This is a genomic window from Micromonospora sp. WMMA1363, from assembly GCF_030345795.1.
Lineage (GTDB): Bacteria > Actinomycetota > Actinomycetes > Mycobacteriales > Micromonosporaceae > Micromonospora.
In genome coordinates this window covers 1,331,550-1,358,005 of sequence record NZ_JAUALB010000001.1, presented here as the reverse complement: position 1 = coordinate 1,358,005, position 26,456 = coordinate 1,331,550, and the positions used below count along the sequence as shown (strand labels likewise).

Here is a 26,456-nt window from a genome sequence, read left to right as displayed (position 1 = left end):
TCTCGGCGTCGGCGCGCCGCAACCCGACAAGGCTGGCGTGGGGCGCCCGCTCCGCCGGTAGCCGAGGTCGTGAGCCGACGCCCGGACCGGGGCGGGCCGAACGAGCGTTAAGCTGACCGGGTGGGACTCGACGCGCTGTACCCGCCGGGCCGGCTGGCCGCCGCGCGGCGTGCCACCGCCGCCGCCGGCCTGGACGCGCTGCTGCTCAGCCCCGGCTCGGATCTGTGCTACCTGACCGGGTACGACGCGCACCCCGGGGAGCGGCTCACCCTGCTGGTGGTGCCCGCCGAGGGAACGCCCACGCTGATCGTGCCCACCCTGGAGCGGCCCGCCGCCGAAGCGTCCCCGGCGCCGGCCACCGGTGTCCGCATCGTTGACCACGGCGACGGGACCGACCCGTACCCGCTGGTCGCGGCGGCCCTCGGCGGGCCGGTCGCGGCGGTCGGACTGGCGGACCGGATGTGGGCGGAGCAGGTGCTCGCGCTGCGCGCGGCGCTGCCCGGCGCGACTCAGCGCCTCGCCTCCGACGTGCTGCGCGAGCTGCGCATCCGCAGGTCCCCGGCCGAGGTGGCCGCCCTTGCCGAGGCCGGCGCGGCGATCGACGCCGTGCACCAGCGGATGGGGGAGTGGCTGCGGCCGGGGCGCACCGAGCGCGAGGTCGCCGCCGGCAACACCCGGGCGCTGGAGCCGGGAATGGCCTTCTCGATCGAACCCGGTATCTACCTCCCCGGGCGGCATGGTGCCCGGATCGAGGACATCGTCGTCTGCACGACGGACGGCGTACGACGGCTCAACACCACCCCCACGGAGCTCATCGCGCTATGACTGTCGACCGGATCCTCCCCACCGACGAGGCCCACGACCTGCTCGACCTCGCCACCGACCTTGCCGACCGGGAACTCGCGCCCAGGGCCGCCGGCTTCGAGGAGCGCGCCGAGTTCCCCCGGGAGGTGCTGCGCACCCTGGGCCGGGCGGGCCTGCTCGGCCTGCCCTACCCCGAGGAGTACGGCGGTGCCGCCCAGCCGTACGAGGTCTACCTGCAGGTGCTGGAGATCCTGGCCAGCCGGTGGCTCGCGGTTGCCGAGGCGGTCAGCGTGCACACGCTGTCCTGCTTCCCGCTGGCCCGGTACGGCACGGACGAGCAGCGCAAGCTGCTGCCTGACATGATCGGCGGAGAGCTGCTCGGGGCGTACTGCCTGTCGGAGCCGCAGGGCGGCTCGGACGCCGCCGCCCTCACCACCAGGGCCGTGCGGGAGGGCGGCGTCTACGTCGTCTCCGGAACCAAGGCGTGGATCACGCACGCCCGGGTCGCCGACTTCTACAACGTCTTCTGCCGCACCGGCGGGCCCGGCCCGAAGGGCATCTCCTGCCTGCTCGCCGACCGGTCCACCGCCGGCATCCACCCGCAGGCGGCGGAGCGGACCATGGGATTGCACGCGTCGCCGGTGGCGCAGATCGCCTTCGACGACGCGCGGGTGCCGGCCGACCGTCTGATCGGCGGGGACGGCGCGGGCTTCGGCATCGCCATGTCCGCGCTGGACTCGGGCCGGCTGGGCATCGCCGCCTGCGCGGTCGGCCTCGCCCAGGCGGCGTTGGACTACGCCGTCGGGTACGCGATCCAGCGGCAGCAGTTCGGGCGGGCGATCGTCGACTTCCAGGGGCTGGGGTTCATGCTCGCCGACGCCGCCACCCAGATCTCGGCCGCGCGGGCGCTGATGCTGGCCGCGGCTCGGCTGCGCGACGCCGGGCGGTCGTACTCGATCGAGGCGGCCAAGGCGAAGTTGTTCGCGACCGACGTGGCGATGCGGGTGACCACCGACGCGGTGCAGGTGCTCGGTGGCGCAGGCTACGTGGCCGACCACCCGGTCGAGCGCTACATGCGCGAGGCGAAGGTGCTCCAGATCGTCGAGGGCACCAACCAGATCCAACGCCTGGTGATCTCCCGCGCTCTCGCCAAGAGCTGACGGTACGTGACGGGCTGGCCGACCGACCGTGGTGGTCGGTCGGCCTGTCGTCGCACGTGCGGCGTTTTCCCGGTAGGTTGCTCGCCGTGGAGGAGATCGACCGCGCCATCGTCGCCGCGCTGACCGTCGACGGTCGGCTGTCGTACACGGATCTCGCGGAGAAGGTGGGGCTGTCGGTGTCCGCTGTGCACCAGCGGGTCCGCCGGCTGGAGCAGCGCGGCGTGATCAAGGGGTACGAGGCCCGGGTCTCCTTCGAGGCGCTGGACCTGCCCTTGACGGCGTTCGTGGCGATCCGTCCGTTCGACCCGTCGCAACCCGACGACGCGCCGGAGCGGCTGGCCCACCTGCCGGAGATCGACTCCTGCTACTCGGTGGCGGGGGAGGACTTCTACCTGCTGCTGGTGCGGGTGGCCGGCCCGGCGGACCTGGAACGGGTGCTTCAGGAGATCCGGATGGCGGCGAACGTGACCACCCGGACGACGGTGGTGCTGTCGACGCCGTACGAGGGCCGCTCGCCGAGGATCAATGCCGGGCGGACGTCGCGGTCGCGGACCCGGACGACAGGGGAGACGGCTGGTTCCAGCGCAGGATGACCTGCTGGCCGTGTTCGTGGCCGAGGACGCTGACGGTGGCGGTGTCGAGCCGTAGCCGACCGGCGGCGACCGGCGGCAGGCCGATCCACCGCGCTCCGGCCACCCGCAGGCTGTGCGCGTGACCGACCAGCGCCACCGGCCCGTGCTCCAGCAGCGGGGTGACCCGCGCGAGCACCCGGTCCAGCCGGGTGCCGACCTGGTCGGGTGACTCACCGCCGGGGGCGCCGTCGGTCCAGATCGTCCAGTCTGGGCGCTCCGCGCGGATCCCGGCGGTGGTGCGGCCCTCGTACTCGCCGTAGTTCCACTCGGCGAGGTCCTCTTCTGCCCGGGTGACGGTGAGGCCGGCGAGCTGGGCGGTGCGTAGGGCCCGGGCGCGGGGGCTGGTGACGACGGCGGCGAACCGCCGGCCGGCGAGCAGCTCGCCGAGCGCGCGGGCCTGCCGCTCGCCGTCGGGGGTCAGCGCCAGATCCGTGTACGAGGTGTGCCGGTGGCTGGCGCTCCAGGTGGTCTCGCCGTGCCGGATGAGGAGGATCTCGCTCACCGGCACAGTCAACCATCCGTCCGGCCGATTCGCACCGTGTCGGCAGTCCGAGCTACCAGTCTATCTTCCTAGGATGCCTTAGGCGACGTGACTCCGCCCTCCCCGGAACACATAACACTCGGCAGGCCGGGAACCCCATGACAGCGCCGAGACAATCGACCGAGGGGAGCAGCGATGGGCTTCGCCGACAAGGCCAGGAACAAGGCCGCCGAGGTGACCGGTGCGGCCAAGGAGCGGATCGGTGACGTGAGCGGCGACGATCGGCTGCGCGCCGAGGGAGTCGCGCAGCGGGGTGACGCGCGGGCCCGGCAGGCGGGCGAGGACGTCAAGCAGGCGGGGCGTGACATGAAGCGCGCCGTCCGACGGTGACGTGCGGCGCGGTGCCCCCGGGGACGTGTCCCCGGGGGCACCGCTGTCACCGGTCCGGCCGCGGACAGCCCGTGCCTGGTGGCATGGCGGCGGATGCGGATGCGGTGTCCGTCCCGCACCACTGTGGAACTGTCCGCCGGCTTCGCGGGTGGGCCGGGAACGCCGTCACCCCGGGCCCTGGGGACCCGGGGTGACGGCGTAGGCGGCGGTCAGTCGTCGCGGTGGGCGTGCCACCAGGCCTGGCCGGCCTCCGGCAGGGTGTCGATCGGGTCGTAGTAGGCGTACTGCTTGTTCAGAGCCTCCAGGTCGGCAGACTCGATGGAGGTGCGGTAGTTCTTGGTCCAGTAGGAGATGCCGCGGTCGCGGTCGTACTCGGTGAGCATGTGGACCCAGCGCTTGCCGACGAACGGGACGTCGCAGACGATCCGCGGGGTGGCGTAGCCGGGCAGGTAGCCCATGATGTCGTGCTGGAGTTGCTGGGCGTACCAGACCGGGACCCGCCAGTGTTCGGCGTTCGGGATCATGTCGCACATGTAGAAGTAGTACGGGAGGATGCCCGCTTCGCCCTGTAGAGCGAAGCAGAGGTCGAGCAGGTCGGGGGTGGTGGCGTTGACACCGCGCATGAGGACGCCCTGGTTGCGGACGTCGCGGACGCCGACGTCGAGGGCGGTCTGGGCAGCCTTGGCGACCAGCGGCGTGAGGGATTGCGCGTGGTTGACGTGGGTGTGGATGGCCAGGTTGACGCCGCGTCGGGCGGCGGTGCGGGCTACCCGTTCGAGGCCTTCGACCACGTCGGGTTGGAGCCAGTGCTGGGGCAGGCCCATGAGCGCCTTGGTGGCGAGCCGGATGTCGCGGATGGTCTCGATCTCGAGCAGGCGCATCAGGTATGACTCGAGGTTGCGCCAGGGCACGTTGGCCACGTCGCCGCCGGAGACGACGACGTCGCGGACCCCAGGGTGGGCCTTGAGGTAGGTGATGTGGGCGTCGTAGCGGTCGACGGGCTTGAGGGTGAGCTTGAGCTTGTCGACGGCGGCGGTGGAGTTGCCGACCAGGTCCATCCGGGTGCAGTGCCCGCAGTACTGCGGGCAGGTGGAGAGTAGCTCGGCGAGGACCTTGGTGGGGTACCGGTGGGTGAGGCCCTCGGCGACCCACATGTCGTGCTCGTGCAGTGAGTCGCGGCTGGCGTAGGGGTGTGAGGGCCAGTCGGTGCGCCGGTCGGAGGCGACGGGGATCATGTAGCGCCGGATCGGGTCGGCGTAGAACGCCTCAGTGGTCATCGGGACGGACGGCGCCATGGTGTTGAGCATCTGTGGCGGCACCAGCATGGACATGGTGGCCAGGGCCTTCTGGTCGGCCTCGAGGTCGGCGTAGAAGGCCTCGTCGATGTCGTCGCCGAGGACGGCGCGGAGCTGCTTGATGTTCTTGATGCAGTTGACGCGTTGCCACTGGGCGGATTCCCACTGGTCGCGGGTGACGTGGCGCCAGCCGGGGAAGCGGGTCCAGTCGGGTTCGACGAGGGGGGCCCGTCGGTATTCGTATGGCTGGCCGGCGGTGGGGGTGGGGGCCGGCGCGGGGGTGGTCGGCGCCGGTTGGGTCTGGGTCACGGCCCCTCCTCCGGGGTGTGGTGCGGATGATCAGTGGTCCCGTACGCTACTGGAAAATATCCGGTGCAGTAATTATTCTGCCGGAAGTTTTCCCGCGACGCGAATCCTGATCCGGGGTTCGGGCGGCAGGACAGGGGAGGTCGGCGTGACGTCACCGGTGGGTCTGCACCGCGTTCTGGAGCCGGCGGGGGTGCTGCCGCAGGCGGCTCGGCGGCTGGACGCGAGCCCAGTGATCGGGCCGGACGAGGTGCGGATCCGGGTGGAACGGCTGAACCTGGACGCGGCGAGCTTCCGGCAGCTGTGGGAGAAGCACGGTGGGGACGGGGAGCGGGTCCGCGCCGAGGTGCTGGAGATCGTCGCGGCCCGGGGGAAGATGCAGAACCCGGTGACGGGTTCGGGCGGCATGCTGATCGGCACCGTGGAGGAGGTGGGCCGGCGATCGCCGCTGGGGTTGCGGCCGGGTGATCGGGTGGCGACGTTGGTCTCGTTGACGCTGACGCCGCTGGCCATCGTCGACGGCCTGGCCGGCTGGGACGGGCGTAGCGAGCAGGTGCCGTGCGACGGGTACGCGGTCCTGTTCGCCCGCTCGATCGCAGCGGTGCTGCCGGCGGACCTGCACCCGGAGTTGTCCCTGGCGGTGCTGGACGTGTGTGGTGCGCCGGCGCTCACTGCGCGGGTGGTGGGGCGGTACGTGGCCGACCGGGCGCGCGAGGGGGACGCCCGGCCGGTCAGCGTGGCGGTGGTGGGCGGTGCCGGCAAGAGCGGGTCGCTGTCGCTGACGGCGGCACGGCGGGCGGGTGCGACGCGTACGGTCGGGGTGGTTCCGGTGGCCGCGGAACGGGACGCGCTCGAGGCGGCCGGGCTTGCCGACGTGGTGGCGCTGGCGGACGCGCGGGATCCGGTGTCGTTGGCGGCGGCGGTGACGTCGGCGTTGGGGGCACCGGCGGACGTGACCGTGGTGTGCGTGGACGTGCCGGGGTGTGAGCACGGCGCGGTGCTGGCCACCGCCGACGGTGGCACGGTGGTGTTCTTTTCGATGGCGACGAGTTTCGCCGCGGCGGCGCTGGGCGCGGAGGGCTTGGCGGCGGATGTGACGATGCTGGTGGGCAACGGGTATGTGCCGGGTCACGCCGAGTTGGCGCTGGAGCTGCTGCGCGCCGAGCCGGGGGTGCGCCGGCTGTTCGAGGCGCGGCTGGCGGCAGACTGAGTGCCATGACGAACCCCTCGACTCTGTACCGCGGCGGGATGCTGCACTGCCCCGCGGACCCGAACGCGACGGCCCTGCTGGTGTCCGGTGGCCGGATCGCCTGGCTGGGGTCGGACGCTGAAGCGCCGGCCGCCGACCGGGTGGTGGATCTGGCCGGGGCGTTGGTGACGCCGGCGTTCGTGGACGCGCACGTGCACGCCACCGACACGGGGCTGGCGTTGTCGGGTCTGGACGTGTCCGGTGTGCGGTCGGCGGCGGGGCTGCTGGACGCGGTGGCGGCGTTCGCCGGTGACCTGCCGGCGGACGCGGTGGTGCTGGGGCACGGCTGGGACGAGTCGGGCTGGCCGGTGTCCGAGCCGCCGAACGCGGACGAGCTGGGCCGGGCGGCCGGTGGCCGGCGGGTGTACCTGTCGCAGGCGTCGATCCATTCGGCACTGGTGTCGCGGGCGTTGCTGGCGGCGTGTCCGGACGTGGTGGCCGCGGCGGGGTACGACGGGTCGGGGTGGCTGCGGCGGGACGCGCACCACGTGGTGCGGGCGGCGGCGTTCGCGTCGGTGAGTCGGGCGCAGCGGGTCGAGGCGCAGCGGGTGGCTCTGGCGCATGCGGCGTCGTTGGGGATCGCGGCGGTGCACGAGTGCGGTGGCCCGGAGATCTCCGACGAGGAGGATTTCACCGGGCTGTTGGCGATGTCCGGGGCGGGGCTGCCGGAGGTGTACGGGTACTGGGGTGAGCTGGGCGGGGCGGCGCGGGCCCGGGACCTGGGTGCGGTGGGCGCTGGTGGGGATCTGTTCGCGGACGGTGCGTTGGGCGCGCGGACGGCGCACGTGTCGGAGGCGTACCTGGACGGGGACGGGTGCGGGCACGGGTATCTGTCGGTCGACCAGGTGCGTGACCATCTGCTGGACTGCGCGGCGCACGGCCTGCAGGGCGGGTTCCACGCGATCGGGGATGCGGCGATCGCGACGGTGCTGGATGGGTTCGCGGCGGCGGCGCGGACGTTGGGCACCGACCGGGTGCGGGCGGCGCGGCACCGGGTGGAGCATGCGGAGATCATGAGTAAGCGGCTGATCGCCGGTTTCGTGGAGTTCGGGGTCGTCGCGTCGGTGCAGCCGGCGTTCGACCGGTTGTGGGGTGGGGCGGGCCGGATGTACGAGTCGCGGTTGGGTCTGCACCGGTCGTTGGAGTCGAATCCGTTGGGAGCGATGCACTCGGTCGGGGTGGCGCTGGCGTTCGGGTCGGACTCGCCGGTGACACCGCTGGACCCGTGGGGGGCGGTGCGGGCAGCGGCGGCACACCACAATCCGGCGCAGCGGATGAGCGTGCGGGCGGCGTTCGCGGCGCACACCCGGGGTGGGTGGCGGGCGGTGCACCTGGACGGCGACGGGGTGCTGGCGTTGGGTGCGCCGGCGACGTTCGCGGTGTGGGACACCCCGGCGGGGGTGGAGCGGGGGCTGCCGGTGGTGCAGTCCGACGATCCGGAGACGCGCGGTCCGCAGGATCTGACGCCGTTGCCGGTGTGCCGGCGCACGGTGCTGCGTGGTGAGGTGATTTATGAGGAAGGGTCGTTGTGAGGGAGCGGACCATCGCGGCGGGGCGCGAAGCGTCGTCGCCGGCGGGGTGGGGTGACGGTGTGAGTTCCAAGCTTGATCTGGATCCGGCGCTGGTGGCGCGGGCGCGGGAGCTGGCGGCCCGGGTGGGGGCGCCGGTGGTGGAGCTGGCGCGCAGTCACACGACGGTGTCGGTGGAGCGGGCAGTGCTGCGGCTGGCCGGGGTGTCCGGCGCGGACCCGGACGGCATCCCGTGGGTGAACCGTCTGGTGGACGCGGTGGTGGCCGATGTGGGGCTGGGGCACGGGGTGGCGGTGCCGGTGTTCGACGCCTTGGCCCGGGAGCAGATCATGGATGTGACGCTGCTGGCGCAGAAGGCCGCTGCCGGGTCGGTGCGGTTCACGCAGCCGACGGGGCGGGCGGCGACGGCGGCGCGTCGGGCTGCCCGTAGGGCAGTCGCCGCCGGCGTCCGGCGGATCGATCGTCGCCGTGCCGAGCGGGACCGGCTGGTGAAGCGGTACGGGGATCCGCGGCAGCGGCCGTGGATCTACCTGATCGTGGCGACAGGGGACATCTACGAGGACATTCCGCAGGCGCAGGCGGCGGCGCGGGCGGGGGCGGATGTCATCGCGGTGATCCGTTCCACCGGGCAGTCGTTGCTGGACTACGTGCCGGAGGGCGCGACCCGGGAGGGGTTCGCCGGTACGTACGCGACGCAGGAGAACTTCCGGCTGATGCGGGCGGCGCTGGACGAGTCGTCGAAGGAGCTGGGCCGGTATGTGCGGTTGACGAACTACGCGTCGGGGCTGTGCATGCCGGAGATGGCGACGCTGGCTGGCCTGGAGCGGCTGGACATGATGCTCAACGACTCGATGTACGGGATTCTGTTCCGCGACATCAACCCGATCCGCACGTTCGTCGACCAGCGGTTCTCGCGGCAGGTGCACGCCCGGGCGGGGATCATCATCAACACTGGCGAGGACAACTACCTGACCACCGCCGACGCGGTGGATGAGGCGCACACGGTGACGGTGTCACAGCTGCTCAACGAGTACTTCGCGCACGAGGCGGGGTTGCCGGACGGGCTGTTGGGGCTGGGGCACGCGTTCGAGATCAACCCGGATGTGCCGGAGTCGTTCCGTCTGGAGTTGGCGCACGCGTTGCTGGCGCGGGAGCTGTTCCCGGACGCGCCGTTGAAGTGGATGCCGCCGACGAAGCACATGACCGGCGACGTGTTCCGGGGCAACCTGCTGGACGGGTTCTTCAATCTGGTCGGCACGATGACGGGGCAGGGCATCCTGCTGGTGGGGATGATGACCGAGGCGGTGGTGACGCCGTGGCTGTCGGACCGGGACATCGCCCTGCAGAATGTGCGCTACGTGCTCGGTGCGGCCGGTGGGCTGCGTGAGGACTTCGTTCCGGCGCCTGGCGGGTTCATCCAGCGGCGCGCTCACCGCGTGCTGGGTGAGGCTGTGGACCTGTTGGAGCGGATCGGGGAGCAGTCGCTGCTGACGGCGATCGCCGAGGGCACGTTCGGGATCATGAAGCGGCCGGCGGACCGGGGTAAGGGTCTGGACGGGGTGGCGCGGCAGGAGGCCGACTACTACAACCCGGCCGCCGAGATCCTGGAGGCGGCGGCGTGACTGTGTTCGAGGGGGATGGCGGCGGCGGGAAGACGATCGTCCGGCCGTACGGGGACACGACCGGCGACGGGATGGTGCAGGTGTCGTTCACGCTTCCGGTGCCGCACGACAAGCGGTCCGAGGGCGCGGCGGTGCAGCTGGCCGGGAAGATGGGCATCGACCCGGCGATGCTGGTGCACGCGAAGCAGATGGGTGACGGGTTTACCTTCTTCGTGGTGTACGGGCGGGTGAGCCACCTGGTGGACCTGTCTGCGGTGCAGGTGGTGGAGCGGGACTATCCGCTGCTGGGCGCGAAGGAGGTCAACGCCGCCGTCAAGCGTCAGCTGCGGCGGAAGCTGTCGGTGGTGGGGGCGTGTATCGGGACGGACGCGCACACCGTGGGCATCGACGCGATCCTCAACGTCAAGGGCATCGCGGGGGAGAAGGGCCTGGAGTACTACCGGGAGTTGAAGGTCACCAATCTGGGTGCCCAGGTGAGCGTGCCGGAGTTGGTGGAGGCGGCCCGCGCCGAACGGGCGGACGCGGTGTTGGTGTCGCAGGTGGTCACCCAACGCGACGCGCACCTGCACAACACCCGGGAGATGTCCGCGGCGTTCCGGGAGGCGATGCCGACCGGCAGACGGCCGTTGCTGATCGTGGGCGGGCCCCGGTTCGACGAGACAATGGCCGACGAGCTGGGGGTGGACCGGATCTTCGGCCGGGGCACCACTCCGGGTGAGGTGGCCAGCTATCTGGTGCACGCGCTGATCACGAACAGGAAGAAGGTGGCATGAGCGGGCAGGATCCCCGGCTGGGGTTGACGGTGACACACCGGCGGTACGTGCCGTACGCGCACGCGCACTATGCCGGGAACCTGGTCGACGGGGCGTACGCGCTGGGGTTGTTCGGTGATGTGGCCACCGAGGTGTGTATCCGCACCGACGGCGACGAGGGGCTGTTCGCCGGGTACTCCGACGTGCGGTTCGCCGCGCCGGTCCGCGCCGGTGACGTGGTGGAGGTGACCGCGCGGGTCAGCCGGGTGGGCAGCCGCAGCCGCACGCTGGAGTTGAGCTGTGTGGTGGTGTGCCGGGGCCGTCCCGACAAGGGGGAGTCCGCGGCCGAGGTGCTCGACCCGCCGGTCGTCGCGGTCACCGCCACCGGCACGGTGGTCGTCCCGACGCCGGCGTGACCGTCGCCGTCTGCGCCGACGTCGGCTCCACGTACACCAAGGTGGCGGTGGTCGACCTCGACGGCGGTGGGTTGGTCTCGGCGGCGGCGGCGCCCACGACGGTGAACAGCGACGTGCTGCACGGCCTCGACGCTGCTGTCGCCGCGGCCACCGCCGGGCTGTCGGCCGGCGACGCCCCGTGGTATGTGTGCTCGTCGGCTGGCGGCGGGCTGCGGTTGGCGGTGATCGGCCACGAGCGTCTGGTCACGGCGCAGGCGGGTAGGCGGGTCGGCCTGTCGGCCGGGGCGAATGTGGTGCACGTGGCCGCCGGCCGGCTCGGCGGGGCCGACCTGGCGGCGCTGCGCGCTGCCCGTCCGGACGTGGTGTTGCTGGTCGGCGGCACCGATGGCGGTGACGCGGACACGTTGGCGCACAACGCGACCCGGCTGGCGAAGGCCCGCTGGCGGGTGCCGGTGGTGCTGGCCGGCAACGCCGATGTCCGCGACGACCTGCATGACCTGCTCGCCGCCGCGCGGGTGCCGGTCACTGTCGCCGACAACGTGCTGCCCCGGATCGGGGTGCTCGCCCCCGCCGGCGCGCGCGCGGCGATCCGGGAGGTGTTCCTGCGGCACGTGATCGGCGGTAAGCGGCTGTCCCGCGGTCCGCGGTTTTCCAGGCTGGTCGGGGCGGCCACCCCCGACGCGGTGTTGACCGGGGTGGAGGTGCTCGCCGACGCCCTCGGCGGGGACCTGGCGGTCGTCGACGTCGGTGGCGCCACCACCGACGTCTACTCGGTGCTCACCCCCGACGAGCGGGAAACCGGTCCCGGCCGGGAGGTCGCCGGTAGCCTGTGGCGGGCCCGCACCGTCGAGGGTGACCTGGGGATGCGGTGGAGTGCGCCGGGCGTGGTGCGGGCGGCGGTGGAGGAACGCCTGCTCGACCCTGGTGGGGCCGATGGGCTGGCTGCGGCTGCCGTGGCCCGCGCCGCGGATCCGGGCTACCTTCCCGGTGACGCCGCCGAGCGGGCGGTCGACGCGCGGATCGCCGTTTTCGCGGCCACGGTGGCGCTGCGGCGGCACGCCCGCGGCGCCGCTACCGGGGAACGCGCCGGCCGGGATCTGCGGGACGTCACGCTGCTGGTCGGCTCCGGCGGGGTGCTGCGGCACGCTCCGCCCGCCGACGCCGTTGCCGTGCTCGCCGCGGTGCTCGCCGACCACGCCGGTGGGTGGCCGCTGCCGCGCGCCGCCCGGCCGGTCGTCGACGTGGACTATGTTCTGGCCGCGGCCGGGCTGCTCGCCGCCGACCACCCGGCCGCGGCCCGTGCCCTCGCGTTGCGTGTGCAGGAAGGGGGCCCTTGCTGACAGGCGTGGTGGAGGCACCCGTGCGGTCCGATCCGTTGCTGGGTGTACCCGAACGAGAACGAACAGCGCCATTGGTTGTTCCGGTTCCGTGGCACAAGCGCACCGGACCGGGGACGTCGGCAGGCTCGAATCCCCAAGGCCGCCGGAAGGGAAGCGTGGTGCGGGCGCTGTATACCGATCTTCCTCGGCCCGTGGTCGAGCCGACGCGACACGCCGGGGGTTCACGCCGCGACTCGTCGGGGCTGGGTTGACAGCGCCCGGGGGTAGCACGTACCGTCTTTGAGTCCTACTACGGGAAGCGGCTGTTGTTCGCTTCGTCCCTTCGTCCGCTGGCCGAGCGACACGTGCACGTGGTCGCGGCGGCCAGGTCCAGCGGGCGGGGGTCGGCGGGGCGGCGCGAACCGGCCGCGGTTACCGGTGTACGGGCAGGATGAGGAGCACGGCCAGTAGACAACGGTCAGGCGGGGGCAGCCAGCCCAGCGTCGGGTCGGTCCGAAGGTCGGCGCGTCGCATCCTCGCCCCACCGGCCGGGAAGGGCCTGGGAGCATCGGGGCGCGGCTCACGCCGCGCCCCGATTTCGTCCCTGTCGCGCGGCCGAGGCGGTGAGCGCCGTCGACCTGGGCGTGTTCGTGGCCTATCCGCGAGCAGGGGTATTTCGCTGGCGTGTTCGCCGGGCCGAACGTCGACGTCGTGACCGTCGCGGACGGCACCCCGCCGGGACCGGCTGGCGGCGTACACCTCCGCGGTGACGCACCTCGCCGGCGAGCCACCGGCCGGGCCACACCACCCTGGCCGGGTAGCCTTCGGTGCGTGATCGAGGTGAGGTGCCGGTGACGGCCACGCAGACGACGCCGGGCCCGCTGCCGCACCTGGTGGCCGTGCCCGCGGCGGCAGCGGCGGGTTTGGCGATGCTGCTCGCGTTCCCTCCGTACGGGGTGTGGCCGCTCGCGCCGGTCGGGGTGGCCCTGCTGGCCGCCGCGGCGCACCGGCGGGGACCGCGCGCCGGGGCGGGGCTGGGTTTCCTGACCGGGGTGGCGCTGTTCGCGCCGATGTTGAGTTGGACGAACCTGCACACCGGCTACCTGCCGTGGGTGCTGCTGTCGCTGTTGCAGGCCGGCTACCTGGCGCTGCTGGGCGCGGCCACCGCGTGGGTGTCGCCCCTCGCGGACCGGGTTCGGTGGGCGTGGCCGGCGCTGACCGGCGTGCTGTGGGTGGCGCAGGAGGCGCTGCGGGACCGCACCCCGTTCGGCGGGTTCCCGTGGGGCCGGCTGGCGTTCAGCCAGGACGAGTCGCCGTTGCTGCGCTTCGCCGCCGTGGGCGGGGCGCCGCTGGTCACCTTCGCGGCGGCGCTCACCGGTGGGTGCGGTGTCGCCGCGGTGTGGTGGTGGCACGAGACGCGGCGTCGCCCCGCCGTCGACCGGCGGTGGGTGCCGGTGGCCGTGGTGGCTGCCGCCGCGCTGGCGGTGCCGGCGGGTGGGCTGCTCGTGCCGGTGGGGGCCGGGGGCGGTGGGGATCCGGTCACCGTGGCGATCGTGCAGGGCAACGTGCCCCGGCTCGGGCTGGATTTCAACGCCCAACGCCGGGCGGTGCTCAACAACCACGTCGACGCCACGGTCGACCTGGCCGCCGAGGTCGCCGACGGCGTCCGACCCCGCCCGGATCTGGTGGTGTGGCCGGAGAACTCCAGCGACATCGACCCGCTGCGCGACGCCACCGCCGGCGCCCGGATCCAGTCGGCCGCCGACGCGATCGGGGCGCCGATCCTGGTCGGGGCGGTGCTGCGTGGGCCCGACCAGGGGCAGGTGCGCAACGCGGGACTGCTGTGGCGTCCGGGTAGCGGGCCGGACCTGCGGCAGCTGTACACCAAACGGCGTCCGGTGCCGTTCGCCGAGTATGTGCCTCTGCGGGAGGTGGCCCGTCTGGTCAGCAGCCAGGTCGACCGGGTACGGGCGGATTTCGTGCCCGGGGCCGCCCCGGGCGTGCTCCGTACCGGTCCCGCCGTGCTCGGTGACGTCATCTGCTTCGAGGTCGCCTACGACGAGGTCGTCCGCGACACCGTCGTCGGTGGCGCGCAGCTGCTGGTGGTGCAGACCAACAACGCCACCTTCGACGTGGCCGAGGCCCGCCAGCAACTGGCGATGGTGCGGTTGCGGGCGGTCGAGCACGGCCGACCGGCGTTGATGGCCTCCACCGTCGGCGTGTCCGGGTTCGTCTCCCCGGACGGGCGGGTAAGCGATGCCACCGGGTTCAACACCCGCGCAGTCGTGGTGCGGCAGCTTCGCCTCGCCGACGGGCGGTCGCTGGCCACCCGGGTCGGGCTGTGGCCGGAGGTGGCGCTGACCGGCCTGGCGGTGGCGGCCCTCGCGGCGGCCGCGGTCCGGCGCCGGCGGGAGCACACAGCGGGCGCGGGAGAGCCCCGGCGTGTACTGGAGCGCGCCGGGAATCGGTGACGGCCGGCACGCCGGTGGAAGGGGATGCGACGGTGGGCGACGAGACCGGTCACCCCGAGGTGGGGCGGGTGCTCGTGGTGATCCCGACCTACAACGAGGCCGACAACCTGACGCAGATCGTGGACCGTGTGCACCAGGCGGCGCCGGCGGTGGACGTCCTCGTCGCCGACGACAACAGCCCGGACGGCACCGGGGCGCTCGCTGACGCCCTAGCCGGCACTGATCCGCGGGTACACGTACTTCATCGGGAAGGCAAACAGGGGCTCGGCGCAGCGTACCTGGCGGGGTTCGGGTGGGCCCGGGATCGCGGCTACGACGCCGTGGTGGAAATGGACGCCGACGGTTCGCACGCCCCGGAGGACCTCCCGGCGCTGCTGTCCGCCGCCCGTGACGCCGACGTGGTGATCGGGTCCCGGTGGACCCGCGGGGCGCGGGTGCTCAACTGGCCGCTGCGGCGGCTGCTGCTGTCCCGGTGCGGCAACCTGTACGCGCGGTTGGCCCTCGGGATGCCGGTCTCCGACGCCACCGGCGGCTACCGCGTGTACCGGCTCAGTGCGCTGGCCGCGATCGATCTGGAGTCGGTGTGCTCACAGGGGTATTCGTTCCAGGTGGAACTGTCCCGTCTCGCCCACCAGGCCGGTGTGCGGATCGTGGAGGTGCCGATCACGTTCGCCGAGCGGGAGCGGGGCAGCAGCAAGATGAGCCCGCTGATCGTGGCGGAGGCGCTGTGGCGGATCACCGGATGGGCGGTGGCGGACCGGCGACGCGCGGTGCGGCGCGGCCTGCACGGCACCTCCACCGGCCAGTCGCGGTGGCCCTGAGCGCGGGCGTGTCATGCTGGACGGGCGGGACGACGCCGCGGGGGCCGCCCGGCAGCCGGCGGAACCGACATCTGGGCGTCACGACCGGGCGGGTGAGGTGAGATGCGCCGAGGACTGAGGTTCGTACCGTTGGCCCTGCTGCTGGCGGTCATAGCGGAACTGGCGGTGTTCGTCGCCGTGGGGCGGGCCGTCGGGTTCGGCGCGGCGGTGCTGGCGGTGTTCGCGGCGTCGCTGTTGGGGATGGTGCTGCTGCGCCGGGAGGGGACGCGCGCCTGGCGGGGCTTCCGTGCCGCCGCACAGGCGGGGCAGCCGCCGGGGCCGCAGGTCACCGACGGGCTGGTAGGTCTGGCGGGGGCGTTACTGCTGGCCATCCCGGGTCTGCTCAGTGGCGCGCTGGGGCTGCTGCTGCTGCCGCCGCCGGTGCGGCGGCTGGCCCGCTCCGGAGTGCGACGTGCCACCGAGCGGCGGGTGTCGTCGATGGTCGCCGGTGACCTGTTCGGCCCGCGTCGGGTGCGGGTGCGCCGGGGCGCGCCGTACCAGCCGCCGGCCGAGCCGCCCGTCGTCGACGGCGGGCGGGCCATCGAGGGCGAGATCGTGGAGCCCCGTCAGGGCTGACCGCCGCGCTCGAGTCGCGTGACCCTCGTGCCCACCCACACACCGCGCGCCCCCGGGAAGAAGGACTCCCGGGGGCGCGCGGTGTGTGTCAGGCGCGGCCGCGGCGGGTACGGACCTCCTGCAACCGCTCGGCGAGGATGTCCTCCAGTTCCGCGATCGACCGCCGCTCCAGCAGCATGTCCCAGTGGGTGCGCGGCGGCTTGGCCTTCTTCTGCTCCGGCTCGCTGCCGTCGACCAGCCGGGCGACACTGCCGTCGAACTTGCACTCCCACGTGGTGGGGACCTCGGCATCGACGGCGAACGGCACCTCGAACTGGTGGCCCTTGGCGCACAGGTACTCGCGGGTCTGACGCGGCGCGAGCTCCGTGTTGCGGTCGGACTCGTAGCTGACCGCCCCGAGGCGGCTTCCGCGCAGCATGCGCTCGCCCATGATCGTCTTTCCCCTCGTCCGTGGTGCTGGTCTTCTCGGTGTAACAGGCGGTGTCCGCCGGGCCATTCCCGTCCTGGAAGCGCTGCCGCGCCGGAGGGCCCGATCCAGGGTAGCCGGCCATGGCAGTGACCCGGCGGGGTCGTCCCCGACCGGGCCGAAAGGTGGAGTGTGCCGGCAGCGGAGATGTTAGTCGCCCAGCGACGGTGGAGGCCCGGCACGGCCGGGGCCGCGCCGGTCGGTTTCCCGACCACCCGCCGGGCGCAGCTTCTGAGGGCCGGGTGAACCGGCGACGCGTCGGTGCGGGCGGTGGCGGTCAACCGGTGGGGGTGCTCGGCTCGCGGTGGGCGACCGCGGCGGCCAGCTGACCCACCTGATCGGCGAGCTGGGCGACACGGCGGTGGGCGGCATCCCGGTCACCCTCGGCCACGCGCAGCCGCTGCGCCAGCTCACCGAGCCGGGCCTCGGCGGCGGCCCCGGCCGCGCGGGCGGTGGCCAGCTCGGCGCGCAGCGCCTCGGCGAGCGTGACCAGTTCCACCCGGGTCCGCTCGGCCTCCGCGGCGGCCTGCCGGTGCTCCGTGCCGGCCCGGTCCCGGTCGGCCACCGCCCGCTCGCGGGCCTGCGCCGCCTCCGTGGCCTCGGCCCGGGCCCGCTGCACCTCGGCGCGGGCCCGCTCGGCGTCTGCGCGGGCCCGCTCGGCGTCGGTCCGGTGGCGTTGCGCGGCGTCGGTCGCCTCAGCCGCCGCCTGGGCCGCCCGCCCGGCGTCGGCACGGGCGGCGTCGCGGTCCCGAGCGAGGTCGCCGGCGCGGCGGCGCTCAGTCTCCAGGTCGGCGCGCAGGGCCCGCAGCTCGTCGCGGGCGGTGTCGCGGTCCCGTTCCGCCTGGGCCCGCAGCGCCTGCGCCGCCCCGGCCTCCTGGCGCGCACCGTCCCGGGCGTGTTCGGCCCGGTCGGCGCGCTCGACCGCGGCCGTGCTCGCTTCGGTGGCGCGGGCTGCGTCGGCGCGGGCTGCGTCCCGCTCGGCGCCGGCGGCCCGCGCCGCCTCGCGGGCGCGGGCGGCTGACGCGGCGGCGTCCTCGGCGTCGCGGCGGGCCTCGTCCCGCTCGGTCTGCGCCGCCGCGACCTGCGTCGCCGCGTCGGCGCGGGACTGGGCGAGCTGACGTTCCACCCCGACCGGGGACAGCTCGGCGTGCAGTGCCTCGGTGAGGGTCGCCACGACCTGGTCGAGCCGGTCCACCGCTTCCCAGGTGCGGGCCACCTGCCCGGGCAGTCCCGGCGCGTGGCGGTGCCGCATCCGGCTGTTCCGGGCGGCGCGCTGGCAGGCGCCGTCGTTGTCCCGGCAGTAGCGGAACGGCCGCCCCGCGCCTGCGCGTTGCGGCACCTCCCGTCCACAGTGGGCGCAGGGACGGATGTCGGTGGGGGCGGCCTGCTCGTCCATCGAACGGGAAGTCTAGTGCCGCCGGTCGGCCCGGTCGCCGGTCGCGCCGGCACGTCGACCTCGCCGGCGACACCACCGGGCCGGTCGCGTCCCGGTGCACCGTGGCGGCTGGGACGGCCTCACGTCGCGGCGCGGGCCGCACGGTCGAGTGTGTAGCGGCGTTGCAGCAGCACCGCCACCAGCATCAGGGCGGCCGGCAGCAGCCCGAAGCCCCACCGGATCGCGTCCAGCGCGGCGGCCGGCTGGGTCACGGCCGCCCCGGCGGTGGAGGCGACGAACCCGCCGGCGGCCAGGCACAACGCGTACGCCCACGGCCCCAGAGCGGCGCCGGTGGCCTCGGTGGCGGTCCACACCCCGGTGTAGGTGCCCGCGCCGGCCTGACCACCGGCCGAACGGATCACGTCCGGCACCATCGAGAACGGCAGCAGCTGCATGCCGGCGAACGCCACCCCGAGCACCGCCACCGCCGTGACCAGCACCGGCAGACCGGCCGGCGCGCCGACCGCCAGCACCAGCGAGCCGCTGGCGAAGGCACCCTGGGCGGTCAGCAACGCGCGCTGCTTGCCGGTCAGACGGGCCATCGCCAGCCAGGCCGGAGTCACCAGCAGCGCCGGCGCGACGAACGCCGCCACCAGCACCACCGTCAGGTTGGGGCGGCCCAGTACGTACTCGGCGTAGTAAGGCACCCCGGCCAGCACGAGGTGGGTGGTGGTGGACATGGCCAGGTAGGCGCCCACCAGGGCCCGGAACTGCCGGTCCCGAAGCGCCGACACCAGCGCCCGCCAGCCGCCGGTGTGCCTGGTGACTCCGGCGACGGCGACCCGGCGCAGCCGCGCGATGCCGACGACCCCGACCAACATGGTCACCAGCATCCCGGCGGCCAGCAGCACCCCCATCCGCTGGTAGCCGGCCCGGGTGGCCTCGTCCCCGCCGGCCAACAGCGGGGCCAGCAGCCCGGAGACCAGGATGCCCAGGGTGAGCACCACCATCCGGAACGCCATCAGCCGGGTCCGCTCGTGGTATCCGATCCGTAGGTCGGCCGGGGTGGCCAGGTAGGGGACCTGGTAGGTGGCGAACAGCAGGTTGCCGGCGACGAACGCGACCGCCACCCAGGTGGCGGCCGGCCCGCCGGTCAGGCCGGCGGGCGCGGCGAACAGGGCGGCGAAGGCCACCGGCAGGGCACAGCCGAGCAGCAGCAGCCGGCGGCGGTCACCCCGGCGGGCCTGCTCGATGTCGCAGCGGTGCCCGATCCACGGATGCAGCAGCACGTCGGCGACCTTGGGCAGCAGCAGCGCCAACCCGGCCAGCCACGGAGCGACGGCCAGCACGTCGGTGAGGAAGTACAACAGCAGCAGGCCGGGCACGGTGACCCAGATACCCATGCCGACCGAGCCGGCGGCGAAGCCGACCAGGGGTCCACGGGGCAGCGCGACGGCGTCGTCGGTGTGCTGCCGGGCAGCAGCGGTCATCGCAGGTCTCCCGTCCGGGCTCGTCGGCCCACCTCAATCCAACGGTTGCTGGATTGTAGGGGCACAATGGCGGGCATGACCACGCCCCGTCGCCGACCGGGTCGGCCCCGCCGCACCGACACGCCGCCGACCCGCGAGCGGGTGCTCGCCGCGGCGACCGACCTGTTCGCACAGCGGGGCTTCGACGCCGTCGGGCTGCGGGAGGTCGCCGCCGCCGCCGGCGTGGACGTGGCCACGGTCGCCCACCACGCGGGCACGAAGGCCCAGCTCTATGACGCCTGCTTCGCCCGGGTGTTCACCGCCGAGCAGCAGGTGCTGCGGGAGGCGGCGCAGCGGGCACGCCAGGCCCTGGCGGCCGGCCCGGAGAAGGCGCTGGTGGCCCTGCACGACCTGGTCGACGTGTTCGTCGACTTTCTCGAGGATCGTCCGGAGACCACCGCGCTGTGGCTGCGGCGCTGGCTCGAGCCGCAGCGGCACGCCGACCTCGACGCCCGCTACGCGGCGCCGCTGTACGCGCTGGTCGTCGATCTGCTGGCCGCGGCGGCCGGGGTCGGGGCGCTGGTCGAACCGACGCCGCAGGTGGCCGTGCGCAGCCTCGTGTGGGCGGTGCACGGGCACGTGACCGCCCTCGCCGCCGGGGTCGGGTCGGGGGCGCGCGAGCGGCGTGAGTTCCGCGTGTTCGTGCACCGGTTCCTCGACGCCCTCTACGGTCCGCCCAGCCCTTGACGATCTGCAAACGTGCCGGCATTATCCAACGCGTGTTGGATTAATTGAGTGTCGACCTAGGGGAGGAGTCGTCCATGCAGCCCACCGTGGCGGTCGTCGGCGCGGGCGCGGCCGGACTGGCTACGCTCAAAGCGCTCGCCGACGCCGATCTGCCCGCCGTGGCCTTCGAGTCCGGCGACCAGGTCGGCGGCCTGTGGGTGTACGAGGCGGCCGGCTCGCCCGCGTACCGCACCCTGCACCTGAACACCAGCCGCACCCGTACCGAGTTCGCCGACCATCCCATGCCAGCGCACTGGCCCGACTACCCCGACCACGCCAGCATCGCCGGCTGGCTCGCCAGCTACGCCGACCGGTTCGGACTGCACGAACGCGTGCGACTGGGGCACACCGTCGACCGGGTGGCCCCCGCGCCAGACGGTCGGTGGACGGTGCACGCCGACGGCCCCGACGGACCCACGCACGTCACCGTCGACGCGGTCGTCGTCGCCAACGGACACAACCGCGTGCCGAAACCGTTGCCCGCCTACCCCGGCACCTGCACCGCGCGGCAGTTGCACAGTCACGCCTACCGCGGCCCGGAACAGCTCGCCAACCGGCGGGTCCTGGTGGTCGGCGGCGGCAACTCGGCCATGGACATCGCCGTCGACGCCTCGCACGCCGCCGCACGCACCCTGCTGTCGCTGCGTCGAGGTGTGTGGGTGGTGCCGAAACACCTGTTCGGCCGCCCCTCGGACACCCTCAACGGGGCACTGGCCCGGCGGCTGCCCTGGCGGCTGCGCCAGCGCCTCACCCAGGCCATGCTCACCGCCGCCGTCGGGCCGCCGGCACGTTACGGGCTGCCCGCACCGGCGCACGGGTTCCTGCAGGACCATCCGACCCTCTCGGACGGGCTGCTGTCGCGGCTGACCCACGGCGAGATCGAGCCGCGTCCCGGCATCACCGGATTCGACGGCGACCTGGTGACCTTCGACGACGGCCACGCCGACCAGGTGGACCTGATCGTGTGGTGCACCGGCTACCAGATCGACGTTCCCTTCCTCGACCCGGCGCTGCTGGGCGACGGCGCGCAGACTCTGCCGCTGTACCGGCACGTCTTCCACCTGGACGCGTCCGGGCTGGCGTTCGTCGGCCTGATGCAGTCCACCGGTGCCGCGTTCCCGCTGGTCGAGGCGCAGGCCAAGCTGGTCGCCGCCCAGTTCGCCGGCACGTACGCGCTGCCGTCGCCCGCGGTCCAGCGGGCACACATCGCCACCGAGCTGCGCGCCGCCCGCGACCGGTGGGGCGAGCGCCGTCCCGCCATGCGGGTCGACTTCGACGCGTACCTGGCACAGTTGCGCCGGGAACTCGTCGAGGGGACCCGGCGGGCGGCCCGACGGGCCGGCCGGGTCCGGCCGCTGCATCCGACGGTGGCCCGATGACGGCGACCGGAAACGGCGCCCGGATCGGCCGGCGCGCCCGTGACCTCACCGGGCGACGGGTACTCGTCACCGGGGCCCGCGGCACGTTCGGTGGCCACCTCTGCGCGGCGCTGACCGGCGCCGGCGCCCGGGTCGTCGGGCTGGACCTGCGCCCCCTCGACGGGGTGGACGTGCCCGTCCTCGCCTGCGACCTGACCGACCCGGGGGCGGTTCCCGCCGCTGTCGCCGCGGCGGTCGACCGACTCGGCGGGCTCGACCTGCTGATCAACAACGCGGGCGTCGGCGGACCGGCCCCGGCCGAGCTGGCTCCCGACGCGGTGGTCCGCCAGCAGTTGGAGGTCAACCTGCTGGCCGCGTGGCGGACCACCGCGGCCGCTCTGCCCACCCTGGAGGCCGCCCGCGGCCGGGTCGTGTTCGTGGCCAGCCGGATGGCGTTGCTGCCGCTGCCCCTCGCGGCCGCGTACGGGGTCAGCAAGCGAGCGCTCGTCGCGTACGCCGAATCACTGCGCCTCGAAGTCGGCACGCACGTCGGCGTGAGCGTCGTCTACCCGAGCATGGTCGCCTCGCCGATCCACGACAGCACCGCGGCCGCCGGCTTGTCCCTGGCCGGGGTGTCCCGGCTGGAGCCGGTGCACGGGGTGGTGGCGGCGATCCTGCGGGCGGCCACCACCCGGCGGCCCCCCCGCGACGTGGCCACCACCACCAGGGGACGGGTCGAGTTGGCCCTCGCACGGCACGCACCGGCCCTCGCTGAGCGGCTGGTCCGGCGTACCGTCGCGGGGCGGATCGCCGCCGGGGACCTGGACGGCGCGCCCCTGGCCGCCGGCCTGGTCCGCCGCCACCGCGACGCCTCAGGCTGACCGTCGGCTGCCTGGTGGCGGCGCCCGGCCGGCCGGGCGCCGCCACCAGGATCAGGGCGCGACTCCCGGATCATCGCCGGCCCGCGGCGGACCCGGCTGGCGACTGGCGGCGGGTTGGCGATATCGCCTCTCGTGGCTCAACGAGATCCGGGAGGCGCGCCCAACGCCTCCAGCGGCCCGTCCGCCGGTACGCCGGCGGACGGGCCGCTGCGGTGCAGAGACCCGCCGTGAATCGGGACGGTCGAGCAGGATGCGACGGGTGGGTGCCCGCCGATGGGCCGCGAGACCTGGTCAGGCCCCGCAGTCACCCGGACCCGTTCGCGGCGGCCATGTCCTGTGCGCCGATGACGGAGAGCAGTTCCCGCTGACCGGCGCCCTCGGTGCCGGGCGGGGCGGTGAACCACAGCAGGCGCTGGCAGCCGTCCTCGCTGAACAGGCTGTGGCAGTCCAGCTCGATGACGCCCACTGCGGGGTGGGCGATGCGCATGTGGTCGGTCCGCCGGAGGGCGACGTCGTGGGTGTCCCAGAGAGTGGCGAACTCGTGACTGCGACGCCGCAGGTCATCCACCAACTGTTTCACCTCGGTGTCGCGGCCACGCCGGGCCGCGACGGCCTGGAGGTCGGCGACGAAGACCCGGGAGTGGTGGGGATGGTCGTCGGCCGGGTGGACGGTGCGGGCGCCGGGGTCGGTGAACCAGCGGTAGACGAAGCTCGCCTCGCGGCCTCGCGGCCTCGCGTCACCGGGGACCGGCCGACGAGCGCGGCCATCGTGGTCCCCGGCGTGTTCACCAGCGGCACCAACCACTTCGCCCACTCCGGTCGCCCGACCGACAAGGACGTAGTGGCGGAGTACGACAGCAGGTACGCCGGGCTGATGGACCAGGTGGGCCAGAAGCTCGCCGACCTGCTCACGGTGACCGCTGCCCCTGCCACGGTGTAGGGAGCCCTGCGTCTGTCTCTGGTCCGGTCTGGCGCTTGCCGTAGCCGCGCAGCTTCCGATCGCCTCCCTCGCCCCGTCGTCGGTCAGGCCGCCCTACCGATCACCGTGTTCGCAGTGGCCACGCTCGTCGTTGGCCTGCGCTCGACCCGGGTGTTCGACAACCCCCTGGCCTGGTTTCTCGGGCTCATCGGTTCCTTCGCCCCGCACGCGAGCGACGAGCTGGATGGGGCGGTTGTCCTGATGGAGTCATCCGGAGTCGGCGCCGCGGCTGCCCTGCCCTGCCCTGCCCTGCCCTGCCAGCAGCTTCAGCGCCGCCTCGTACGCTGAGGCGCGGCCCGCCCAGCGGCGGAGCCTTGCGCCCAGCCGCCGTGGAAGACGCAACCGGTCCTGGCGCCGGCGCCGAAGCTGACCACCCCCACCTCCGGGTCGGTGCTGGCGCGGACGAACGCGCCCGCGTAGCCGTCCTTGTCGAGGAAGACACCCCAGTTGACAACGAGGTCCTGCACGCCGCCGGTGCCGTCGGGGAACGGGTCGGCGGTCGGGCGGACCCGCTGTTGCAGCACGTACGGGCCGTCCATGGCCGAGCTGACATGTTTGTCCCACTCGGCCGGGTCCACCGTCCAGCCGGGAACGACGCCGTGGCCGCCGTGTAGCAGGGTCGGCTTCAGAACCAGCTCGTGCTGGTGGGCGTGGGCGTAGCCGAGCAGGTCGGTGCGGCTGCCGTCGGGTGCGGTGGCGAGTGGGCGTACGTACCGGGTCCACGGCAGGACCCGGTCGATGCAGGCCAGTTCGGCGGCGTCGAAGCGGTCGCGGTGCCGGTCGTCGGAGAGCATCGCCAATGTGCCCTTGTTACCGTACAGCTCGGCGTCGAGCCGGCTGAACAGCCCGACCCGCCCCTGCTCGACGGCGGTCAGCAGCGGTTCCAGCAGGGCCGCCGACGTGGCGTCGGACAGGTCCTCGACCAGGAAGTAGCGTACGACGACGTCGACGGCTCGGCCGTCGACGGTGGGCTGTCCGTTCGGGTACGTGAACTCGCCGAGGTGGCAGGCGACGCCCTCGACACCGTGGTCGGCCAGCATCGCGGCGAACACCACGAAGCGGTCGCCCACGGCCGCGAAGTTCTCCTCCGTGTCCACCACGGCGACGACCGGTGGCCGGTCGGTGGGGATCACCTCGGCGCACTCGGCACGGATGGTGCGCACGATGCTGGCCAGGGTGTCGTGGTAGTCCAGCGCGTGTTCCCGCACGAACGAACGTAGCGGCGGGTGCGCCAGCATCGCGCGGTTGAGGTCGGCGTTCCAGAAGCCGCCCAGCGCGCTGGTGATGTTGAATTCGAGCAGCTTGAAGCCCGTACCGTCGTGGTAGAGGTCGCCGCGGCCGAGCGGGAGCAGCGAGCCGGTGCGGGCACTGCGGGTGATCAGTGCACACTGCCGGGCGTCCATGCCGACCGCGCCGGCGAGCGTGGTGAGGTCGCCGTCGTGCAGCCGATCCGGCAGGGACCGCAGGAGGTCGTAGACGATCCGCAGGTCCCGGGCGACGGTGTCCCGCTCGGGTTCGGCGAGGAACGCGGGGCCGGCCAGGAACCGGTCGCGGAACGGAGCCAGACCGGCCTTCTCCAGGACGCCGGCGGTGGGATCGCCCGGGGGTGCCTGCTGGGCCAGCTGATCAACGTACGCGCGACCCAACGACGACCGGTGTGGCGGGTGCGGGGGGATGGTCGTCATCGTTCGTCCTTCGCTCGGTCCTCGACGTCGTGCCCGGTGGCGGGCCGCGCATCCGGCTCGATCCGGCGGATCCAGTGGCGGCGGGCCCCCAGCAGCAGCGCCACCGCGATGACCCCCATGGCCGCCGCTCCCGCGCCGAACACGGCGGGCGTGCCGGCTGCGGCGGCAAGGACGCCGCCGGTCGCCGCGCCGATCGGCAGGCCACCCCAGGCGATGAGCCGGTACACGCTGTTGGCCCGGCCGAGCAGGTGTGTGGGGACCAGCGTCTGCCGCAGCACCACCACCACCACGTTCCAGGTCACCGTGCCGCAGGAGAAGAGCGCGAGGGCGACGCCGGCCGCGTACGGGGACGGCGCAGTGGCCAGCACCAACTCGCTGGTGGCGATCAGGACGGCGGTGGCGACCAGGGCGCCTTCCCGGCCGAACCGGTCGGTCAGCACGGGGGCGAACCGGGAGGCGAGCACGGCTCCCACAGCCTGACACGCCAGCATGACGCCGTAGCCGAACGGGCTCAGGTGCAGCACCTCCGTGCTGTGCACGACGAGCACGGCGAGCATCGCACTGCCGGCGAGGTTGATCAGGCAGGAGAGCAGGGCGAGACTGCGTAGCAGGGAGTGCCGCCACAGCCACCTCGCGCCGGCGAGCATCTCCGACAGCACCCCGGCGGTGGCGGTTGGCGCCGTGGCCGGCCCGCGGTAGCGGATGCGGCTGAGCAGCATCGCCGAGCAGAGGAAGGTGACCGCGTCCAGACCGAACGGCAGGGCGACCGCCACGCCGAACAGCAACGCGCCGATCAACGGTCCGACGAAGCCGGCACCGGCCTCCTGGGCGGCCATGATCCTGGCGTTGGCGACCGCCAGGTCCCCCTTCGGGGTGATCCGGGGGACGAGCACCTGCGCGGCGTTGCGGCAGAAGACGTCGCCGGTGCCGAGGAGGAACATACAGAGGTACAGCAGCGGCAGGCCGGCCCACCCGCCGAGGATCCCGGCGGCGAGCACCGCGAGCAGCCCGGCCCTGGCCAGGTTTACCCACATCATCGTGCGGCGGAGGTCGAGGCGGTCGACGAGGAGGCCGGCGGGGATTCCGAAGAGCACGAACGGCGCGGTGAACGCGACCGACGCCGCGCCGATCAGGCGGGGGTCGTCGGTCAACCGGGTGGCCAGCAGCGGCGCGGCGGCGATGGTGACGCCGTCTCCGATGGCGGAGATGCCGTCGGCCCACCACAGCCGAAAGAAGTCGGGGCTCAGCCGAGGTCGGGCCCCACTCGCCTTCGCGGCGGCCGTCACCGCGCTCACGGCGCGCTGTGGCGGTGCGACCGGTGTTCCATCGGGTCCCCTTCGTCCGGTGTGCGTCCCGGCCGTCAGCGAGCGTCGGCCCGCAACCGTGTGGGTGTCCCATGCGACCACGACGCACGGGACTGCCGAGGATAGTCGATGCCGTTCCGCGGGTGCCGAGGGAGTTCGGGGGGGTGTCAGGCCGGCCATGGTGGACAAGGCCGTTCACCACAAGTCCACAGCGGTCTGTATGGTGCGTGGGTGCGTCGCTTCGGGTCGGTCCATCAAGCACCGTCGCCTGACACTCGCGGTGTCGCCAGT

25 protein-coding genes and 1 pseudogene are annotated in these 26,456 nt (G+C 73.5%); 18 read left to right on the top strand and 8 right to left on the bottom strand.

The features are described from left to right. The first annotated feature begins 120 nt into the window (after positions 1-120). The 3 genes from QTQ03_RS06260 (at position 121) to QTQ03_RS06250 (ending at position 2,557) form a co-directional block, all read left to right on the top strand. Positions 121-825, top strand: a complete 705-nt coding sequence (locus QTQ03_RS06260) for an aminopeptidase P family N-terminal domain-containing protein (RefSeq protein ID WP_289277148.1) — start codon at positions 121-123, stop codon at positions 823-825. Continuing rightward, entirely contained in the window at positions 822-1,964 is a 1,143-nt protein-coding gene (locus QTQ03_RS06255) for an acyl-CoA dehydrogenase family protein (protein WP_289277147.1), read from the top strand. Before QTQ03_RS06260 ends, QTQ03_RS06255 begins: the two co-directional genes overlap by 4 nt. An 86-nt stretch (positions 1,965-2,050) precedes the next feature. Next, a complete protein-coding gene (locus tag QTQ03_RS06250; protein WP_289277146.1) occupies positions 2,051-2,557 on the top strand; it encodes an Lrp/AsnC family transcriptional regulator in 507 nt (168 codons plus the stop codon). Here the strand turns inward: QTQ03_RS06250 and QTQ03_RS06245 are convergent. Further along, positions 2,487-3,098, bottom strand: coding sequence for a histidine phosphatase family protein (locus tag QTQ03_RS06245; RefSeq protein WP_289277145.1), 612 nt, complete (start codon positions 3,096-3,098; stop codon positions 2,487-2,489). The two genes, QTQ03_RS06250 and QTQ03_RS06245, sit on opposite strands and share 71 nt — an antisense overlap. 174 nt (positions 3,099-3,272) lie before the next feature. Here QTQ03_RS06245 and QTQ03_RS06240 point away from each other — a divergent pair, with 174 nt between their 5' ends. Further along, on the top strand, positions 3,273-3,467 hold the full coding sequence (locus QTQ03_RS06240) for a CsbD family protein (RefSeq protein WP_289277144.1): 195 nt from the start codon (positions 3,273-3,275) through the stop codon (positions 3,465-3,467). 209 nt (positions 3,468-3,676) lie between these two features. On the opposite strand, the gene QTQ03_RS06235 is transcribed toward QTQ03_RS06240, so the two are convergent. Beyond that, on the bottom strand, positions 3,677-5,071 hold the full coding sequence (locus QTQ03_RS06235; RefSeq protein ID WP_289277143.1) for a KamA family radical SAM protein: 1,395 nt from the start codon (positions 5,069-5,071) through the stop codon (positions 3,677-3,679). Between the two features lie 145 nt (positions 5,072-5,216). Between QTQ03_RS06235 and kdd the strand changes: the two genes are divergently transcribed. The 9 genes and pseudogenes from kdd (at position 5,217) to QTQ03_RS06190 (ending at position 15,862) form a co-directional block, all read left to right on the top strand. Next, the gene (gene kdd, locus QTQ03_RS06230; protein WP_502889702.1) at positions 5,217-6,278 is read left to right on the top strand and encodes an L-erythro-3,5-diaminohexanoate dehydrogenase; all 1,062 of its coding nucleotides are present in this window, start codon (positions 5,217-5,219) and stop codon (positions 6,276-6,278) included. A 5-nt stretch (positions 6,279-6,283) separates the two neighbouring features. Further along, positions 6,284-7,849 carry an amidohydrolase gene (locus tag QTQ03_RS06225; protein WP_289277142.1) on the top strand — a complete coding sequence of 522 codons (1,566 nt, stop codon included), beginning with the start codon at positions 6,284-6,286 and terminating at the stop codon, positions 7,847-7,849. A gap of 59 nt (positions 7,850-7,908) precedes the next feature. Next, positions 7,909-9,468 (top strand): lysine 5,6-aminomutase subunit alpha, encoded by a 1,560-nt coding sequence (kamD, locus tag QTQ03_RS06220; protein ID WP_289277141.1) that lies wholly within the window; start codon positions 7,909-7,911, stop codon positions 9,466-9,468. A gap of 2 nt (positions 9,469-9,470) precedes the next feature. After that, positions 9,471-10,241, top strand: coding sequence for a lysine 5,6-aminomutase subunit beta (gene kamE / locus QTQ03_RS06215; RefSeq protein ID WP_289280705.1), 771 nt, complete (start codon positions 9,471-9,473; stop codon positions 10,239-10,241). Then, complete coding sequence (kal, locus tag QTQ03_RS06210) at positions 10,238-10,636, top strand: 3-aminobutyryl-CoA ammonia lyase (RefSeq protein WP_289277140.1); 399 nt, start codon at positions 10,238-10,240, stop codon at positions 10,634-10,636. Before kamE ends, kal begins: the two co-directional genes overlap by 4 nt. Next, entirely contained in the window at positions 10,633-11,976 is a 1,344-nt protein-coding gene (locus QTQ03_RS06205; RefSeq protein WP_289277139.1) for a glutamate mutase L, read from the top strand. Before kal ends, QTQ03_RS06205 begins: the two co-directional genes overlap by 4 nt. An 810-nt stretch (positions 11,977-12,786) precedes the next feature. Beyond that, positions 12,787-14,426, top strand: a pseudogene (gene lnt / locus QTQ03_RS06200) (apolipoprotein N-acyltransferase). Positions 14,427-14,458: 32 nt separating this feature from the next. Further along, positions 14,459-15,247 (top strand): polyprenol monophosphomannose synthase, encoded by a 789-nt coding sequence (locus tag QTQ03_RS06195; protein ID WP_289277137.1) that lies wholly within the window; start codon positions 14,459-14,461, stop codon positions 15,245-15,247. Between the two features lie 102 nt (positions 15,248-15,349). After that, a complete protein-coding gene (locus QTQ03_RS06190) occupies positions 15,350-15,862 on the top strand; it encodes an FxsA family protein (RefSeq protein WP_289277136.1) in 513 nt (170 codons plus the stop codon). 88 nt (positions 15,863-15,950) lie between these two features. Here the strand turns inward: QTQ03_RS06190 and QTQ03_RS06185 are convergent, their stop codons facing one another. The 3 genes from QTQ03_RS06185 to QTQ03_RS06175 form a co-directional block, all read right to left on the bottom strand. Further along, positions 15,951-16,292, bottom strand: coding sequence for an RNA polymerase-binding protein RbpA (locus QTQ03_RS06185; protein WP_046564157.1), 342 nt, complete (start codon positions 16,290-16,292; stop codon positions 15,951-15,953). Between the two features lie 313 nt (positions 16,293-16,605). After that, complete coding sequence (locus QTQ03_RS06180; protein ID WP_289277135.1) at positions 16,606-17,724, bottom strand: coiled-coil domain-containing protein; 1,119 nt, start codon at positions 17,722-17,724, stop codon at positions 16,606-16,608. 119 nt (positions 17,725-17,843) lie between these two features. Then, positions 17,844-19,193 carry an MFS transporter gene (locus QTQ03_RS06175; RefSeq protein WP_289277134.1) on the bottom strand — a complete coding sequence of 450 codons (1,350 nt, stop codon included), beginning with the start codon at positions 19,191-19,193 and terminating at the stop codon, positions 17,844-17,846. Between the two features lie 75 nt (positions 19,194-19,268). Between QTQ03_RS06175 and QTQ03_RS06170 the strand changes: the two genes are divergently transcribed. From QTQ03_RS06170 to QTQ03_RS06160, 3 genes are all read left to right on the top strand, one after another. Further along, positions 19,269-19,919, top strand: coding sequence for a TetR/AcrR family transcriptional regulator (locus QTQ03_RS06170; RefSeq protein WP_289277133.1), 651 nt, complete (start codon positions 19,269-19,271; stop codon positions 19,917-19,919). A gap of 74 nt (positions 19,920-19,993) precedes the next feature. Then, a complete protein-coding gene (locus QTQ03_RS06165; protein WP_289277132.1) occupies positions 19,994-21,337 on the top strand; it encodes a flavin-containing monooxygenase in 1,344 nt (447 codons plus the stop codon). After that, positions 21,334-22,197: an SDR family NAD(P)-dependent oxidoreductase gene (locus QTQ03_RS06160; protein ID WP_289277131.1), complete on the top strand. Its 864-nt coding sequence runs from the start codon at positions 21,334-21,336 to the stop codon at positions 22,195-22,197. Before QTQ03_RS06165 ends, QTQ03_RS06160 begins: the two co-directional genes overlap by 4 nt. 304 nt (positions 22,198-22,501) lie before the next feature. Here the strand turns inward: QTQ03_RS06160 and QTQ03_RS06155 are convergent, their stop codons facing one another. Beyond that, positions 22,502-23,002, bottom strand: a complete 501-nt coding sequence (locus QTQ03_RS06155) for an MmyB family transcriptional regulator (RefSeq protein WP_353890570.1) — start codon at positions 23,000-23,002, stop codon at positions 22,502-22,504. Here QTQ03_RS06155 and QTQ03_RS30235 point away from each other — a divergent pair. Together QTQ03_RS30235 and QTQ03_RS06150 are read left to right on the top strand one after the other, a co-directional pair. Continuing rightward, positions 22,979-23,137: a hypothetical protein gene (locus QTQ03_RS30235; RefSeq protein WP_353890569.1), complete on the top strand. Its 159-nt coding sequence runs from the start codon at positions 22,979-22,981 to the stop codon at positions 23,135-23,137. The genes QTQ03_RS06155 and QTQ03_RS30235 overlap by 24 nt on opposite strands. A gap of 114 nt (positions 23,138-23,251) precedes the next feature. Continuing rightward, positions 23,252-23,464 (top strand): hypothetical protein, encoded by a 213-nt coding sequence (locus QTQ03_RS06150; RefSeq protein WP_289277130.1) that lies wholly within the window; start codon positions 23,252-23,254, stop codon positions 23,462-23,464. Here QTQ03_RS06150 and QTQ03_RS06145 read toward each other — a convergent pair. Together QTQ03_RS06145 and QTQ03_RS06140 are read right to left on the bottom strand one after the other, a co-directional pair. After that, positions 23,443-24,861: a hypothetical protein gene (locus QTQ03_RS06145; protein WP_289277129.1), complete on the bottom strand. Its 1,419-nt coding sequence runs from the start codon at positions 24,859-24,861 to the stop codon at positions 23,443-23,445. The two genes, QTQ03_RS06150 and QTQ03_RS06145, sit on opposite strands and share 22 nt — an antisense overlap. Then, positions 24,858-26,156: an MFS transporter gene (locus QTQ03_RS06140; RefSeq protein ID WP_289277128.1), complete on the bottom strand. Its 1,299-nt coding sequence runs from the start codon at positions 26,154-26,156 to the stop codon at positions 24,858-24,860. The genes QTQ03_RS06145 and QTQ03_RS06140 overlap by 4 nt, the downstream gene beginning before the upstream one ends. Positions 26,157-26,456: the final 300 nt, after the last annotated feature.

Coding starts and splice junctions, on each gene's coding strand:
- QTQ03_RS06160 (WP_289277131.1), top strand. CDS start 21,334: ATGACGGCGACCGGAAACGGCGCCCGGATCGGCCGGCGCGCCCGTGAC.
- QTQ03_RS06170 (WP_289277133.1), top strand. CDS start 19,269: ATGACCACGCCCCGTCGCCGACCGGGTCGGCCCCGCCGCACCGACACG.
- QTQ03_RS06145 (WP_289277129.1), bottom strand. CDS start 24,861: ATGACGACCATCCCCCCGCACCCGCCACACCGGTCGTCGTTGGGTCGC.
- kal (WP_289277140.1), top strand. CDS start 10,238: ATGAGCGGGCAGGATCCCCGGCTGGGGTTGACGGTGACACACCGGCGG.
- QTQ03_RS06165 (WP_289277132.1), top strand. CDS start 19,994: ATGCAGCCCACCGTGGCGGTCGTCGGCGCGGGCGCGGCCGGACTGGCT.
- QTQ03_RS06175 (WP_289277134.1), bottom strand. CDS start 19,193: ATGACCGCTGCTGCCCGGCAGCACACCGACGACGCCGTCGCGCTGCCC.
- QTQ03_RS06185 (WP_046564157.1), bottom strand. CDS start 16,292: ATGGGCGAGCGCATGCTGCGCGGAAGCCGCCTCGGGGCGGTCAGCTAC.
- QTQ03_RS06240 (WP_289277144.1), top strand. CDS start 3,273: ATGGGCTTCGCCGACAAGGCCAGGAACAAGGCCGCCGAGGTGACCGGT.
- QTQ03_RS06190 (WP_289277136.1), top strand. CDS start 15,350: ATGCGCCGAGGACTGAGGTTCGTACCGTTGGCCCTGCTGCTGGCGGTC.
- QTQ03_RS06180 (WP_289277135.1), bottom strand. CDS start 17,724: ATGGACGAGCAGGCCGCCCCCACCGACATCCGTCCCTGCGCCCACTGT.
- QTQ03_RS06225 (WP_289277142.1), top strand. CDS start 6,284: ATGACGAACCCCTCGACTCTGTACCGCGGCGGGATGCTGCACTGCCCC.
- QTQ03_RS06255 (WP_289277147.1), top strand. CDS start 822: ATGACTGTCGACCGGATCCTCCCCACCGACGAGGCCCACGACCTGCTC.